The 15,208-nt window shown below is 59.3% G+C and carries 13 protein-coding genes; 3 read left to right on the forward strand and 10 right to left on the reverse strand.

Features of this window, described 5'->3' with window-relative positions:
- Positions 1–241: 241 nt before the first annotated feature.
- On the reverse strand, positions 242–1,429 hold the full coding sequence (gene nhaA, locus ACM6I5_RS25195) for a Na+/H+ antiporter NhaA (protein WP_414879547.1): 1,188 nt from the start codon (positions 1,427–1,429) through the stop codon (positions 242–244).
- Between the two features lie 238 nt (positions 1,430–1,667).
- Between nhaA and ACM6I5_RS25200 the strand changes: the two genes are divergently transcribed.
- Positions 1,668–2,762, forward strand: a complete 1,095-nt coding sequence (locus tag ACM6I5_RS25200; protein WP_414884904.1) for a PLP-dependent cysteine synthase family protein — start codon at positions 1,668–1,670, stop codon at positions 2,760–2,762.
- Positions 2,763–2,850: 88 nt separating this feature from the next.
- Here the strand turns inward: ACM6I5_RS25200 and ACM6I5_RS25205 are convergent, their stop codons facing one another.
- The 3 genes from ACM6I5_RS25205 to ACM6I5_RS25215 all read right to left on the reverse strand — a co-directional run bounded on the left by ACM6I5_RS25205 (position 2,851) and on the right by ACM6I5_RS25215 (position 5,872).
- Complete coding sequence (locus ACM6I5_RS25205) at positions 2,851–4,464, reverse strand: NAD(P)/FAD-dependent oxidoreductase (RefSeq protein ID WP_414879549.1); 1,614 nt, start codon at positions 4,462–4,464, stop codon at positions 2,851–2,853.
- Between the two features lie 95 nt (positions 4,465–4,559).
- Positions 4,560–5,213 (reverse strand): COG3650 family protein, encoded by a 654-nt coding sequence (locus tag ACM6I5_RS25210; protein WP_017336816.1) that lies wholly within the window; start codon positions 5,211–5,213, stop codon positions 4,560–4,562.
- A gap of 59 nt (positions 5,214–5,272) precedes the next feature.
- Positions 5,273–5,872, reverse strand: coding sequence for a short chain dehydrogenase (locus tag ACM6I5_RS25215; RefSeq protein WP_414884905.1), 600 nt, complete (start codon positions 5,870–5,872; stop codon positions 5,273–5,275).
- A 105-nt stretch (positions 5,873–5,977) separates the two neighbouring features.
- On the opposite strand from ACM6I5_RS25215, the gene ACM6I5_RS25220 reads away from it, so the two are divergent.
- Positions 5,978–6,886, forward strand: coding sequence for a LysR family transcriptional regulator (locus ACM6I5_RS25220; protein ID WP_414879550.1), 909 nt, complete (start codon positions 5,978–5,980; stop codon positions 6,884–6,886).
- Positions 6,887–6,984: 98 nt separating this feature from the next.
- Here the strand turns inward: ACM6I5_RS25220 and ACM6I5_RS25225 are convergent, their stop codons facing one another.
- From ACM6I5_RS25225 to ACM6I5_RS25245, 5 genes are all read right to left on the reverse strand, one after another.
- Entirely contained in the window at positions 6,985–7,686 is a 702-nt protein-coding gene (locus ACM6I5_RS25225; protein WP_017336819.1) for an ABC transporter ATP-binding protein, read from the reverse strand.
- The gene (livG, locus tag ACM6I5_RS25230) at positions 7,687–8,454 is read right to left on the reverse strand and encodes a high-affinity branched-chain amino acid ABC transporter ATP-binding protein LivG (RefSeq protein WP_017336820.1); all 768 of its coding nucleotides are present in this window, start codon (positions 8,452–8,454) and stop codon (positions 7,687–7,689) included.
- Positions 8,451–9,707, reverse strand: coding sequence for a high-affinity branched-chain amino acid ABC transporter permease LivM (locus ACM6I5_RS25235; RefSeq protein WP_017336821.1), 1,257 nt, complete (start codon positions 9,705–9,707; stop codon positions 8,451–8,453). The genes livG and ACM6I5_RS25235 overlap by 4 nt, the downstream gene beginning before the upstream one ends.
- Positions 9,704–10,627, reverse strand: coding sequence for a high-affinity branched-chain amino acid ABC transporter permease LivH (livH, locus tag ACM6I5_RS25240; RefSeq protein ID WP_017336822.1), 924 nt, complete (start codon positions 10,625–10,627; stop codon positions 9,704–9,706). The genes ACM6I5_RS25235 and livH overlap by 4 nt, the downstream gene beginning before the upstream one ends.
- Positions 10,628–10,859: 232 nt before the next feature.
- Positions 10,860–11,987, reverse strand: coding sequence for a branched-chain amino acid ABC transporter substrate-binding protein (locus ACM6I5_RS25245; RefSeq protein WP_414884906.1), 1,128 nt, complete (start codon positions 11,985–11,987; stop codon positions 10,860–10,862).
- 339 nt (positions 11,988–12,326) lie between these two features.
- Between ACM6I5_RS25245 and ACM6I5_RS25250 the strand changes: the two genes are divergently transcribed.
- Positions 12,327–12,632, forward strand: coding sequence for a DUF2288 domain-containing protein (locus ACM6I5_RS25250; RefSeq protein ID WP_017336825.1), 306 nt, complete (start codon positions 12,327–12,329; stop codon positions 12,630–12,632).
- Between the two features lie 299 nt (positions 12,633–12,931).
- On the opposite strand, the gene ACM6I5_RS25255 is transcribed toward ACM6I5_RS25250, so the two are convergent.
- A complete protein-coding gene (locus ACM6I5_RS25255) occupies positions 12,932–15,127 on the reverse strand; it encodes a hypothetical protein (RefSeq protein WP_017336826.1) in 2,196 nt (731 codons plus the stop codon).
- Between the last annotated feature and the right edge of the window lie 81 nt (positions 15,128–15,208).

Here is a 15,208-nt window from a genome sequence, read left to right on the forward strand (position 1 = left end):
CAATACAGAAACGCCGATTTTGATTGGGGGCATATCCGTTTCTGCGGTTGCGGTTGCTGGCGGTTCCGCTTTTACAGCGGGTCACTTGGAGACGCGCCGATGGAGGCACTCACAAGTTGACGGACAGGCTCAGGGCGTGAGGGGGGCGACTACCGCCACAGCCCACCGAGGCGGCCTACCGGCCTGGCTGATCGTGGCGGTAGGACGCGTCTCGAATGACGCCAGGAGTCGTCTCTGTCGATCAGGCTGGCAGCGCGGCGTTCTTGCGACTCGACGCCGCCGTCACCGCGTAACCGATCAGTGCCGCCAGTATCGAACCGGTCAAGATCCCCATTCGGTCCATGCCGGCGTAGTCACTGACGCCCGGTTCAAACGCCAGAGAGCCGACAAAAAGACTCATGGTGAAGCCGATCCCGCAGAGGATCGCCACCCCCAGCACCTGACCCCAGTTGGCGCCTTGGGGCAGGGCGGCGATGCCGATTTTCACTGCCAGCCAGGTCAGGCCGAACACGCCGAGGGTCTTGCCCAGCAGCAGGCCGACCGCAATGCCCATCGGCACGTGGTGGGTGAAGCTTTCGACGGTCACGCCGCTCAGGGACAGGCCGGCGTTGGCGAAGGCGAACAGCGGGAGGATGCCGTAGGCCACCCATGGGTGCAGGGCGTGTTCCAGGGTCAGCAGCGGCGAAGGTTCGGCGTTTTTCGTGCGCAGCGGGATGCAGAAGGCCAGGGTGACGCCGGCCAGCGTTGCATGCACACCACTCTTGAGCACGCACACCCACAGGATCAGACCGATGATCATGTACGGCCCGAGCTTGACCACGCCAAGCCGGTTCATCGCGATCAGCGCCACGATGCAGGCCGCCGCGAGCGCGAGTGACAGGGTCGACAGGGTGCCGGAATAGAAGATCGCGATGACAATGATGGCGCCGAGGTCGTCGATGATTGCCAGGGTCATCAGGAACAGCTTCAGTGACACCGGCACCCGTTTGCCCAGCAGGGCGAGGACACCGAGGGCGAAGGCGATGTCGGTGGCCATCGGGATGGCCCAGCCACCCAGCGCTGCGGGATTGTCGCGGTTCAGGAACCAGTAGAGCAGCGCCGGCACGACCATGCCGCCGATCGCGGCCGCGCCTGGCAGCACGATCTGCGAAGGTTTCGACAGCTGACCATCAAGGACTTCGCGTTTCACTTCCAGACCGATCAGCAGGAAGAACAGTGCCATCAGCCCGTCGTTGATCCATAGCAACAATGGCTTGGCGATTTTAAGCGCGCCGATCTGGGCGACCACGGGGGTGTCCAGCAGACCGTTGTAGAGCCACGACAACGATGAGTTGTTAATGATCAGTGCCAAGGCAGCAGCGGCGATCAACAACAGACCGCTGGCAGCTTCCAACTGAAAGAAACGCGTGAAAGTGCTACGCAGAGGCAAGGTCGCTCTCCATCGAATTATCAAAAAGGTGGCACACCCTAACCCGTACCGTTGGTTGTTAAAACAAAAGTTATATTCTTTTTTGTTATATGCCGTTACAGCCGAAAGATCGACACGGACCTGAGCCTAGCAGTTGTCGGACGTATTGAAGCTCAGCTGTATCTGTGCGGGATGTCGGATTTTTCCTAAGCTTCAGGGCTGAGCCTTGTGACAAGGCCGACTCAACGAGAAAACCACCATGAGCGACAATCGACAGTGGGCCCGCGAAGCCATCCGCATCATCGAAGCCGACTTCCAGCGCAGCGCCGACACCCACCTCATCCCGTTACCCCTGCCGGGTTTGCCGGGCATCGAGTTGTATTTCAAGGATGAGTCGAGCCATCCCACCGGCAGCCTGAAGCATCGGCTGGCGCGTTCGTTATTCCTCTATGCGCTGTGTAACGGCTGGCTCAAACCCGGTGCGCCGGTGATCGAAGCGTCCAGCGGTTCGACGGCGATTTCCGAGGCGTACTTCGCCCGGTTGCTGGGCCTGCCGTTTATTGCGGTCATGCCGGCGACCACCTCAAAAGAGAAGATCGCGCAGATCGCTTTCTACGGCGGCAAGAGTCATCTGGTGGACGACCCGACGCAGATCTACGCTGAGTCCGAGCGCCTGGCGCGCGAGCACGACGGGCACTTCATCGATCAGTTCACCTACGCCGAACGCGCCACCGACTGGCGGGCAAACAACAACATTGCCGAATCGATCTTCCATCAGATGCGCTTCGAGCAGTACCCCGAGCCGAGCTGGCTGATTTCCAGCCCCGGCACCGGCGGCACCACCGCGACCCTCGGCCGTTACGTGCGCTATCGCCAGCATTGCACCCGCGTGCTATGCGCCGATGCCGAGCGTTCAGTGTTTTTCGATTACTACCTGACCGGCGATGCCAGCCTGCGCCTGGATCACGGTTCGCGGATCGAAGGCATCGGTCGGCCACGGGTCGAGGCATCGTTCCTGCCGAAGGTGATCGATGCGATGGTCAAGGTACCGGACGATCTGTCACTGGCCGCCATGCATTACCTGGCGCAGCGCCTGGGGCGGCGTGTCGGCGGTTCGAGCGGGACCAACCTGATCGGCGCGTTGATGGCGGCCCAACAGATGGTAGCGGCGGGGGAGTCGGGGTCGATCGTGGCGATTCTGTGCGACGGCGGCGAGCGATATGAGACCAGTTACTACGATCAGGATTGGCTCAAGGCCCAAGGGTATGAGCTGAGTGGGTTGATGGATATCGTGGCGGCGAGTGTCGAGCGGGGCGAGCCGTTGCCGGACACCGTGTTGCGCGCCAATATCTAAAAAAAGATCGAAACCTTCGGCAGCTCCTACATAGAAATGCATGCTCATGCAGGAGTTGCGGAAGGCTGCGATCTTTTGATGTTAAGGCTTAAGCCTCCAGGCCAAGGATGTCGCGAGCCACTGCTTCGGCGATGCGGATCCCGTCCACACCTGCCGACAGAATCCCGCCCGCATAACCTGCACCTTCACCCGCCGGGAACAGGCCCTTCACGTTCAGACTCTGCATCGACTCGTTACGGGTAATGCGTAGCGGCGACGATGTGCGCGTTTCGATTCCGGTCAACACCGCGTCATGCAGCGAGTAGCCACGAATCTGCTTCTCGAACGCCGGCAGGGCTTCGCGAATGGCTTCGATGGCGAAAGCCGGCAAGGCCAGCGCCAGATCACCCAGTGCAACACCTGGCTTGTAGGACGGTTCAACACTGCCCAGCTCGGTGGACGGTTTGCCCGCAATGAAATCGCCCACCAGTTGTGCCGGCGCTTCATAGTTGCTGCCACCCAGCACAAAGGCGTGGGATTCCAGGCGTTCCTGCAACTCGATACCGGCCAGCGGGCCGCCCGGATAATCGACTTCCGGGGTGATGCCGACGACGATCCCGGAGTTGGCGTTGCGTTCGTTACGCGAGTACTGGCTCATGCCGTTGGTCACGACGCGATTCGGCTCGGACGTCGCCGCGACCACGGTGCCGCCCGGGCACATGCAGAAGCTGTAGACCGAACGACCGTTCTTGGCGTGGTGCACCAGTTTGTAGTCGGCGGCCCCCAGCTTCGGGTGGCCGGCGTATTTGCCCAGGCGCGCGCGGTCGATCAGCGACTGCGGGTGTTCGATACGGAAACCCACCGAGAACGGCTTGGCTTCCATGAACACGCCACGACCGTGAAGCATGCGGAAGGTATCGCGGGCGCTGTGGCCGAGGGCCAGAATCACGTGTTTCGAATGGATCTGCTCGCCGCCGTTGAGCTCGACGCCGACCAGTTGGCCGTCTTCGATCAACACGTCGGTGACGCGCTGCTGGAAGCGCACTTCGCCGCCCAGGGCGCGAATCTGCTCACGCATGTTTTCCACAACGCCGGTCAGACGGAACGTACCGATGTGCGGTTTGCTGACGTAGAGGATTTCTTCCGGCGCACCGGCTTTGACGAATTCATGCAGGACTTTGCGACCGATGAATTTCGGGTCCTTGATCTGGCTGTAAAGTTTACCGTCGGAGAATGTCCCCGCGCCGCCTTCACCAAACTGTACGTTGGACTCGGGGTTTAGCACGCTTTTACGCCACAGGCCCCAAGTGTCCTTGGTGCGCTGGCGAACTTCGGTACCGCGTTCGAGGATGATCGGCTTGAAGCCCATCTGCGCCAGCAGCAGCCCGGCGAAAATCCCGCACGGACCGAAACCGACCACGACCGGACGTTGCTCGAGATCGGCCGGCGCCTGGCCGACCACTTTGTAGCTGACATCCGGCGCCACGTTGACGTTTCGGTCATCGGCGAACTTGTGCAGCAACGCCGCCTCATCTTTCGCAGTGAGGTCGATGGTGTAGATGAAGCACAGTTCGGAGGACTTTTTGCGCGCATCGTAGCTGCGCTTGAACAAGGTGTAATCGAGCAGGTCATCACTGGCGATGCCCAGGCGCTGCACGATGGCAGGGCGCAGGTCTTCATCGGGATGGTCGATCGGCAGCTTGAGTTCGGTGATTCGTAACATGACAGGATCCGGTTCGCGGGGCGCACAACTGCGCCAAGGCGTTTGAAGCCCGCGATTATAAGCCTCAAAGAATGAATCCCGTGAGGCCTAAACGATCAGTCGTCGCGCGATCCGCCGAAATACCCGCAGCCACGTTGTACCTGGCCATCGATGCGCAATTCGGCGCTCATGTGCTGAACACTGCCGGTGCTGCTGTCGACGCACCGTTGCGGCGCGACCCACAGTTCGATGTGCTGGTTGTTGGCTTCAGTGCTGAGGTTGAAGCGTCCATCACCCAGTTGTTCTTCAACATAAGGGACGGCCAATGGCGGTTGGCCCGCACGGTCGATGACCATGCCTTTGCCGCTGACTTTTACGTTCCACTCCGGACCATGGCCGGCGGCACGCAGGATCAGCAATTTGAAATTCGGATCGTCGCACGCTGTGCCCGAGCGTTCGACGCGGTACAACTGCGCAAGATCCAGGCGGCTGCCCTCGACCCGGCCACGCACGTCGGCGAACAGTTTGCCCCGGTCATCGGCCAGGCTCGCGGCCTCCTGCAGGACGCTGGTGCCGCCGGTGTCGTTGACCACGAAACTGCGCTGCTCATTGCATGGCTGGAACAACAGCTTGCCGTCGGCTGCCGTCAGTTGACCCTGCATTCGGGTCTGGCCCACGTGGGAAGCACTTTCACGCGGGCCATCCAATAACTGGCAGGCGGCGAACAGCGGAAGCAGGGCAACAAGGACTAAGGAACGGGCAACACGCATCTTTGGCTCTCCAGACAAGTGCCGCCACGTTACTCAGCCTGACCGTTCATCACAAGGGCTCAGCCCACATGAAAGGTCTGGCCCGTTTGCAGGCCTTCCACGCTTTTGGCGTAGGCCAGTGCCACATCGGCTGCAGGAACCGGTTTGTAGCCGCGGAAGTACGGCGCGTATTTGCCCATTGCTTCGAGCAAAACGTTAGGACTCACGGAGTTCACCCGCAAACCGCGCGGCAGTTCAATCGCGGCGGCACGCACGAAGCTGTCGAGGGCGCCGTTGACCAGTGCAGCCGAGACGCCGCTGCGAATCGGATCGTGGCTGAGCACGCCGGTGGTGAAGGTGAACGATGCACCATCGTTGGCAAATTCGCGGCCGATCAACAGCAGGTTGACCTGGCCCATCAGCTTGTCTTTCAGACCCAGGGAGAAACTGTCTTCGGTCATTTCACCCAGCGGTGCAAAGGTCACGTTTCCCGCAGCGCAAACCAGCGCGTCGAACTTGCCGGTCTGTTCGAACAGTTTGCGAATCGAGGCGCTGTCGCTGATATCCACCTGCAGATCGCCGCTATTGCGACCGATGCGGATGATTTCGTGACGCTCGGACAATTCCTTGTCGATCGCCGAACCGATGGTGCCGCCTGCGCCAATCAAAAGAATCTTCATGCTGTTTATCCTCATGTGTGTTGAAAGTGGCTTCAGTCTAGAGTGGTTTTTTCTGCGGATAAGCGCGCTAATAGGCAACCTTTGGTTTTCAAATGGAAACAATCCATGAGCGAGATGGATGATCTGGCGGCGTTTGCGGTGTTGATCGAAGCGGGCAGTTTCACCCTGGCGGCGCAGCAACTGGGTTGCAGCAAAGGCCAGTTGTCCAAGCGCATCAGCCTGCTGGAGACGCGGTTTTCGGTGGTGCTGTTGCAACGCACCACCCGCCGCTTGAGTCTGACGGCGGCAGGGGCGGCGCTGTTGCCGCAGGCTCAGGCCTTGGTGGTGCAAGTGGAAAGGGCGCGTCAGGCATTGGCACGGTTGAAGGACGACATGGCCGGGCCGGTGCGGATGACGGTACCGGTCTCGTTGGGGGAAACCTTCTTCGATGGCTTGTTGCTGGAGTTTTCCCACCAGTACCCCGAAGTGCAGATCGAACTCGACCTCGACAACAACTACCGTGATTTGTCCCGGGACGGTTTTGATCTGGCGGTGCGTTCCGATGTGGGCAATGACGAGCGTCTGGTGGCGCGGCCGCTGTTGGCCTGGCACGAACTGACCTGCGCCAGCCCGGCCTACCTTGAGCAGCACGGCGAACCGCTGACGCCGCAGGCACTCGCCGAACATCAGTGTTTACTCAACAGTCACTACAGCGGCCGTGAAGAATGGTTGTATCACCAGCAGCACGAGTTATTGCGCGTGCGGGTGTCGGGACCGTTCGCCAGCAACTACTACAGCCTGTTGAAGAAAGCCGCATTGGGTGGCGCGGGTATTGCGCGTCTGCCGTCCTACCTGCTGCAAAAGGAATTGGCTGACGGGCGTTTGCGCTGGCTCCTGCGTGACTATCAGACACGTCGCATGCCAATGTACCTGGTGCATCCGTATCAGGGTGGGTTGCCCAAGCGCACGCAAGTGCTGGCGGATTATTTGATTGGGTGGTTCAAGCGCAGTGGGGAGGCACTGGACAGGCTTTAACGATAATGTCTGCCTCCCACAAGGGGCTTCATTGTTGGTGAGATTGTGCCAGGCATAAAAAAACGGCCCGCAGGCCGTTTTTTGTTTACCGCAAACGCTTAACCACCAAGGTACGCTTCGCGCACTTTCGGGTCGGTCAGCAGCGCTTCGCCGGTGCCTTGCATCACCACCCGGCCATTCTCCAGAACGTACGCGCGGTCAGCGATTTTCAGCGCCTGGTTAGCGTTCTGCTCCACCAGGAACACCGTCACGCCATCCTTGCGCAGTTGCTCGATGATGTCGAAGATCTGCTGGATGATGATCGGTGCCAGGCCCAGCGATGGCTCGTCGAGCAGCAACAGCTTGGGCTTGCTCATCAGCGCACGGCCGATGGCGAGCATTTGCTGTTCGCCGCCGGACATGGTGCCGCCGCGCTGGGCAAAGCGTTCTTTCAGACGTGGGAAAAGTCCGAGAACCTTTTCCATCTGTTCCTGATAATCGCCCTTGTTGGTGAAGAATCCGCCCATGGACAGATTCTCTTCCACGGTCAGACGGGCAAACACCCGACGACCTTCCGGTACGACCGCAATGCTTTTACGCATGATCTGCGACGAGTCCTGGCCGACGAGCTCTTCGCCCATGTAGCGGATGCTGCCGCTGTGGGCTTGCGGCGAACCGCAGAGGGTCATCAGCAGGGTCGACTTGCCGGCGCCGTTGGCACCGATCAGCGTCACGATCTCGCCCTGACGGACTTCGACGTTGACGCTGTGCAGGGCCTGGATCTTGCCGTAGAAGGTGGAAACGTTTTCGAATTGCAGCATTTACGCTTCCCCCAGGTAGGCTTTGATCACTTCAGGATTGTCGCGGATCTGTTCCGGCGTGCCGTCGGCCAGAGGCGTGCCCTGGTTGATCACGACGATGTGGTCGGAAATGCTCATGACCAGTTTCATGTCGTGTTCGATCAGCAGCACGGTGACGTTGTGCTCTTCACGCAACATGCTGATCAGCGCCTTGAGGTCCTCGGTTTCCTTCGGGTTCAGGCCGGCGGCCGGTTCGTCGAGCATGAGGATCCGCGGACGGGTCATCATGCAACGGGCGATTTCCAGGCGGCGTTGCTGACCGTAGGCCAGGGTGCCGGCCGGGCGGTTGGCGAACGCCGTGAGGTTGACCTTGTCCAGCCAGAACTCGGCGAATTCCATCGCCTCGCGTTCGCTCTTGCGGAACCCCGGCGTCTTGAACAGACCGGACAGGAAGTTGGTGTTCAGGTGACGGTGCTGCGCGATCAAGAGGTTCTCGACCGCGGTCATGTCCTTGAACAACCGCACGTTCTGGAAGGTGCGCACCACGCCTTTGAGGGCGATCTTGTGGCCCGGCAGGCCTTCGATCGGCTCGCCGTCCAGCAGGATGCTGCCGCCGCTCGGTTTGTAGAAACCGGTCAGGCAGTTGAACACGGTGGTCTTGCCGGCGCCGTTGGGGCCGATCAGCGCAACCACCTGTTTTTCCTTCACGGTCAGGGCTACGCCGTTGACCGCCAGCAAACCGCCGAAGCGCATGCTCAGATTTTCGACTTTAAGGATCTCGCGGCTCATTTGCGCAGCTCCATGTGAGGACGTTGCATGGGCAGCAGGCCTTGAGGTCGCCAGATCATCATCAGCACCATCAAGGCGCCGAACATCAACATGCGGTACTCACTGAACTCACGCATCATTTCAGGCAGCAGGATCATCACCACGGCCGCGAGGATCACGCCCAGTTGCGAGCCCATGCCACCCAACACGACGATGGCGAGGATGATCGCCGATTCGATGAAGGTGAAGGACTCCGGCGTCACCAGACCCTGACGGGCGGCGAAGAAGCTGCCGGCGAAACCGGCGAAGCTGGCGCCCAGGGTAAAGGCCGACAACTTGATGACCGTAGGATTGAGACCCAGTGCACGGCAGGCGATTTCGTCTTCACGCAACGCTTCCCATGCGCGACCGATCGGCATGCGCAGCAAACGATTGATGACGAACAGGGCGCCGAGGGCCAGCAACAGCGCAACCAGGTAGAGGAAAATCACCTTGTTGATCGAGTTGTATTCCAGGCCGAAGTACTCGTGGAACGTCTGCATGCCTTCGGCTGCTTTACGTTCGAAGGTCAGACCGAAGAACGTTGGTTTCTCGATGTTGCTGATGCCGTTCGGGCCACCGGTGAGGCCGGTGAGGTTACGCAGGAACAGACGGATGATTTCACCGAATCCCAGGGTCACGATCGCCAGGTAGTCACCGCGCAGACGCAGGACCGGGAAGCCGAGCAGGAAGCCGAAGGTGGCCGCCATCAGGCCGGCGATCGGCAGGCAGATCCAGAAGCTCAAGCCGTAGTAATGCGACAGCAGTGCATAACTGTAGGCACCGACGGCGTAGAAACCGACGTAACCGAGGTCGAGCAGGCCGGCCAGACCGACCACGATGTTCAGGCCGAGGCCGAGCATCACGTAGATCAGCACCAGGGTGGCGATGTCCACCGCGCCGCGAGAGCCGAAGAACGGCCAGACCAGGGCACCGGCGATCAGCGCAATGATGATCCAGCGCTGGGTGGTCGGCAGGGTCAGGAAGTTACTGGCCTTGGCCGGCATCAACGGCATGTTTGGCGAAGAGCGCCAGGCCGAGCTGATCTGCTGATCGAACAACACCCGCAGGAACATCAGCACCGAGCACACGGCGATGGTGATCAGCGTTGCAGTGCTGGTGCCGTGGACTTCCAGGTTGATACCGACGATGGTCAGTTTCAGACCGAGTACCGGGTAGGCAACCGCCCACACCAGCAAGGCGCTGAACAACGCCTGTTTAAGATTCCTAGTCATACTTTCTCAACCTCCGGACGGCCCAGCAGGCCGGTTGGCCGGAACAACAACACCAGAACCAATAGACCGAACGCCACGACGTCCTTGTACTGGTCGCCGAAGATATCGGCACCGAAGGCTTCCGCGACCCCAAGCACCAGCCCGCCGAGCATGGCGCCCGGGATGCTGCCGATACCGCCCAGTACCGCTGCGGTGAAGGCCTTGAGGCCGACGAGGAAACCGGCGTTCGGGTTGATCACGCCGTATTGCATGCTCAGCAGCACGGCGGCGATGGCGGCCAGTGCGGCACCGATGACAAAGGTCAGGGCGATGATGTTGTTGGTGTTGATACCCAGCAGGTTGGCCATCTTGATGTCTTCGGCGCAGGCGCGGCAGGCGCGACCCAGGCGAGAGCGGGAGATGAACAGCGTCAGGCCGACCATGGCGACCAGCGTCACCACGAACACCACGATTTGCATGTAGGAAATCAGCACTTCATGTGCGCCACCTGGCCCGATGGTGAAGTTGCCGGGGATCAGGTTGGGGATGGATTTGTCCTTGGAGTCTTGCGCCAGCAGAACCGTGTTCTGCAGGAAAATCGACATGCCGATGGCGGAAATCAGCGGGATCAGACGGTTGCTGCCGCGCAAGGGGCGGTAGGCGATCCGTTCGATGCTGTAACCGTAGGCACTGGTCACGACAATGGTCGCGAGGAAAGCGGCGGTCATCAACAGCGGAACACTGTCGAGTCCCATCATGGCCAGCCCGGCGATGGCGATGAACGCCACGTAGGAGCCGATCATGTACACCTCGCCGTGGGCGAAGTTGATCATTCCAATGATGCCGTAAACCATCGTATAGCCGATGGCGATCAGGGCATACGTGCTGCCAATGGTCAGACCATTAACCAGCTGTTGGAAGAAGTGATAGATGTCAGGCATTACAGCGCTCCTAAAAACCTGATACGCATTTCACTGGTGGAGTCATTTTCCCGCTCGAGCCCCGTGGATCTGCATCCACTTCGAACGCGAGGTTTGCCAGCGAACCGCTGATGACGGTTTTGAGATTTTCAGGTGGGGAGACTGGCGGATCACGCCAGCGCGGCCCAATACGTTCGTAAAACAAAGCCCACGGCACGCCGTGGGCTTTATTGGCAGTCAGTCAGGCAACGCCTTACTGAGGCTTGGCTTCAGTTTTTGGTTTGCCGAAGTGCCACTCGTAAACCACAAATTTGAAGTCTTTCAGGTCGCCCTTGTCGTCGAAGCTCAGGTCGCCGGTAGGCGTCTTGAAGGTGCCTGTGTGGATGGCAGCAGCCACTTTGGCGGTGTCTTCGGACTTGGCAGCCTTGATGCCTTCAGCGATCACTTCCACAGCCGAGTAGGCCGGGAATACGAACGGACCGCTCGGGTCTTCTTTCTTCGCTTTGAAGGCGTCAGCCAGGGCAACGTTGGCCGGATCCTGGTCGAAGGATTTCGGCAGGGTGACCAACAGACCTTCGGAAGCATCCTTGGCGATCTGCGAAATGGAGTCGTTACCCACGCCTTCCGGACCCATGAACTTGGCTTTCAGGCCTTTTTCCTGGGATTGACGCAGGATCAGGCCCAGCTCAGGGTGGTAGCCGCCGTAGTAGACGAAGTCGACGTTGGCTTGCTTGAGCTTGGCGATGATCGAGGAGAAGTCCTTGTCGCCGGCGTTAATGCCTTCGAACACGGCGACCTTGGTGCCTTTCTTCTCGAGGGTCTGTTTAACGGCGGTGGCGATGCCTTCACCGTATTGCTGTTTGTCGTGCAGGACAGCAACGATTTTCGGTTTTACGTGATCGGCTATGTAGTTACCGGCGGCAGGGCCCTGGGCGCTGTCCAGACCGATGGTGCGGAACACCATTTTGTAACCACGGTTGGTGATGTCCGGGCTGGTGGCAGCCGGGGTGATCATGATCACGCCTTCGTCTTCGTAGATGTCCGAAGCCGGTTGAGTGGAGCTGGAGCACAGGTGACCGACCACGAACTTGACGCCGTCGTTGACGACCTTGTTCGCGACAGCCACAGCTTGTTTTGGATCACAGGCGTCATCGTACTCAACGGCTTCGAGTTTCTTGCCGTCTACGCCGCCCTTGGCGTTGATTTGTTCGATGGCCATTTTGGCGCCACTGAACTGCATGTCGCCGTATTGGGCTACAGGACCGGTCTTAGGGCCGGCGATGCCGATCTTGATGGTGTCAGCTGCGAACGAATGGCTGGCAACCCCGGCCAGAACCATAGCGGCAAACAGTTTGGAAATCTGCTTAGTAGCCTTAGTCATAGTGCTCCACTCTTACTGTTGTAGTTTTTATAGTCCTGGCGCCGTAGCAGCAGAACCGGGTCAGATATCTTCGACATCCTCCGGAAAATGCCCCCGGCAACTGTACCGGTACAGTGTAGAGCGCCGATTGTTAGCCTGGGAAGCTGGCGCCAGGGGGCAAAATCAGGGGGTGTCGCTTTTTTGAAAGAAAAAGACAGAATTGCGGCGGGGGCTTCAGCTGAAATATCAGCAATCCTTGGCTTTCCTGCAGTTTTCAATCGGCGACTCAATTGCTTCCGGGTTTTTCTGCCAGACCACCAACGTTATCATCCACGTCGATTTCTTTTCCGGACAGGACCCATGACTCAAGAACCTAGCACCCTCTATGCCAAGCTGCTTGGTGAAACCGCATCTATTACCTGGAAAGAGCTGGAGCCGTTCTTCGCCAAGGGTGCCCTATTGTGGGTCAGTCCTGAGCTGGATTTGATTGCGGCGGCGGAGGCTGTAGCGACCGATGACGGTGAGAAAGTGGCTGCCTGGCTGGCCGCCGACGAGGTCGCCAAGCTGTCTGAAACGCGGGCGCTGGATCTTTTTGAACGTGACCCGGAGCTGTGGGCAGTGGTGGTTTCGCCGTGGATTATGATCCAGGAAAGGGCGACGAAGTGAATCTCTGCACCGAATGAGTGCGCGAGTTCGCCGAACAAAAGTGTGTAGCCGAGTAGCGTGATGGCATGTTGCCGTAGAGAAAGGCCACAGGCGTGGCCAGCATCACGGTGACGTAAACGTAACGGGAACAGTTTATTGAGCAGCCGATGGGCTGCTTAATTGTTTCTGGATGTTGGATTTCGTGGTGAATGTGCCGCCGCCATCGCGAGCAGGCTCGCTCCCACAGTTAACCGCGTTTCTTCAGAAGAAATGCGATCCCTGTGGGAGCGAGCCTGCTCGCGATTGGGCGCGACGCGGTTTTAGAAGGTTTTACCAGTATGGTTATTGAGCGAAATAACCTTGGTCTTGCCAATCCGGTGACGGTAGATCTCGCGCAGATACTTGATCGCCTTCTTCACGCAATCACGCGACAGCCGAATGTCGTTGATCGAGACAAACTTGTCCTTGTCGCTGATCAGCTCGCGGTACTTCTTCTCGTACATCGGTTTGATCGCATACCAGTTGGTATCGAGGATCTTCGCCGGGTTTTCGAACTCGTTGAGCAAGTCGTCGATCAGGTCTTCGTCGAACTCTTCATTGATGATGAAGTCCAGGATCGAGTTATCCAGCGTATCGTCGAAGCGGTACGGGTTCTTCGCGAAGCAGCGCTTGATGAACGCGACGATCAGCGTCAGGAAATCGTCCGACAGGCACGGGCTCTTGGCGATCAATGTGGTCAGCGACAAGTTGGCCGACGCGCCGATCACCAGCGCGTAGCGCTTGAGCGTGGTGTTCGGGAACAGGCTGTTGAGGTGAGTCTTCAACCGGTTCAGGTCCATGTAGGACAGTTTGTAGTCTTTGGGCAGGGACACGATCGAGACCACCGACGAGCAGTTCTTGAAGAAGTGCAGGTCGTGCAACGCGGCCGCGTCATAACCGGAATTCTTGTACTGCTCCAGCGACGCCCGATAGCGCTTGGATTCGATCGGCAACAGGCTGATGCCTTCGATGGCCTGGGTGACTTTATTGAAGTGCGGCAGGTCGATGGAGCGGAAGAACAGGTCATCGATGTTGAGGCGCTGCGGTTCTTTTTCGAACACCTTGAACTTGTCGCTGCTCGGTGGAGGCGTTTCCGGTACCACGGATTCGGCGTAGGCAATCGCCACCGGGCCAGCCAGACTCATGAACAGGTCGTTGGCGTCGAGGCGAATGGTCTCGCCGATGTCGATGCCGGCGCGACGGAAATAGTTCTGGTCGTAGTCGGTCGTGACCGCCTGCGCCGTCAGGATGTTGAAGATCTGCTGCGAGATGTACTGGTTGGCGTGCTTTTCCATCGCGTTGACGTCGATGTTCTGGATGTTGCCGTCATCGCTTTCTTCGGCATACCGCATGATGTCGTTGGAGATCAGCATCATGGCGTTCCATGGGCGGATACGACCCATGACGCTCGCTTCGCTGCTGTCTTCGTTGGCGAAGTTGTAGGAGAAGTCCCACTCTTCCGACAGGTATTTGCACAGCAGACGACCGGCGTTGATGTGCAGCGCCTCGGACATTTCACTGCGGTGATCGGAAATGTTCGGCAGTACGCAAATGCCGCTGGTGAAGATCGGTTCGAAGACGAAGGAATGACCGCTCTTGCCGTCATGCTCGTCCATCGGTTTGGTGTCGAACGTCTTGTTCATGTACGAGTGTTGCTGGGCCAGGCCGAATTCCGACGCCATGCCCGAACCGGTACCGCCGCCGGCACTGAAGATCGAGAAATACAGGCGCGACTGGTTGGCCTTGATACCGCAGCTGTCGATCAGGTACGAGTGAATCATCTTCCAGTCAGGGCTGGAAAAACGCTGGGTGTCCTTGTTCAGGATGATCTTGGCCAGGTACTGGCCGAGGATCGGCGCGTTACCGGCACCACCGGCGTGGACTTCCGACAAGTCCATGATTTTCATTTTGCTGTAGTCGCGCAGGAAGCCGCTTTTTTCGCCCTTGCGCGAGAAACGGATGCGACCGGCGATGTCTTTGTCCAGGTCGCCGAGCATCACCAGCGGCTCGACCAGGAACACCGGTTTGGTGGCCTTGTTCGTCCCCAGGCGCAGGTTGTTGCGGATCCACTGGGCCGGGCTGTAGCCCTTTTCGGCGTAGCGTTTGTCCGGCGACAGGCGGTCTTCGTTGTTGAATTCGTTGAGGTAGAACTTGCGCGCGTTGTACACCAGCTCCGCGACGTCCAGCGCAATGTTCGAGCCGCAGCGACCGAGGCCGATCAGGCACACCGACGGGAATTCCTGGTCGCTGTGCTGCTCGTTATCGCCTTCCAGGTGCGGCGGGCGCGGGAATACGAGGTCGCGCAGGCCGTCGAGGTTATCGAGGATGCGGTCGGTGTTGGTTTCGGTGAAGTACAGGTATTGCTGAGTCGCCAGCGGGCGCGACGGCGTCAATGGCTTCGACGGTGCGGGGCTGTTCGCCGCGGGGCTCAGCGTCAGATCGGATATCGCAGTGGCCGGATTGTTTTTGGAAGTCATTGTGCGCCATGTACCTGGGCTGGTCGGTCGGGCGACTACTGTCGTCGAACCGTCACGGATGGGTTCTCGCGTCTTGTTTTC

The organism is Pseudomonas sp. IT-P171 (genome assembly GCF_949767765.1).
Taxonomy (GTDB): domain Bacteria; phylum Pseudomonadota; class Gammaproteobacteria; order Pseudomonadales; family Pseudomonadaceae; genus Aquipseudomonas; species Aquipseudomonas fluorescens_B.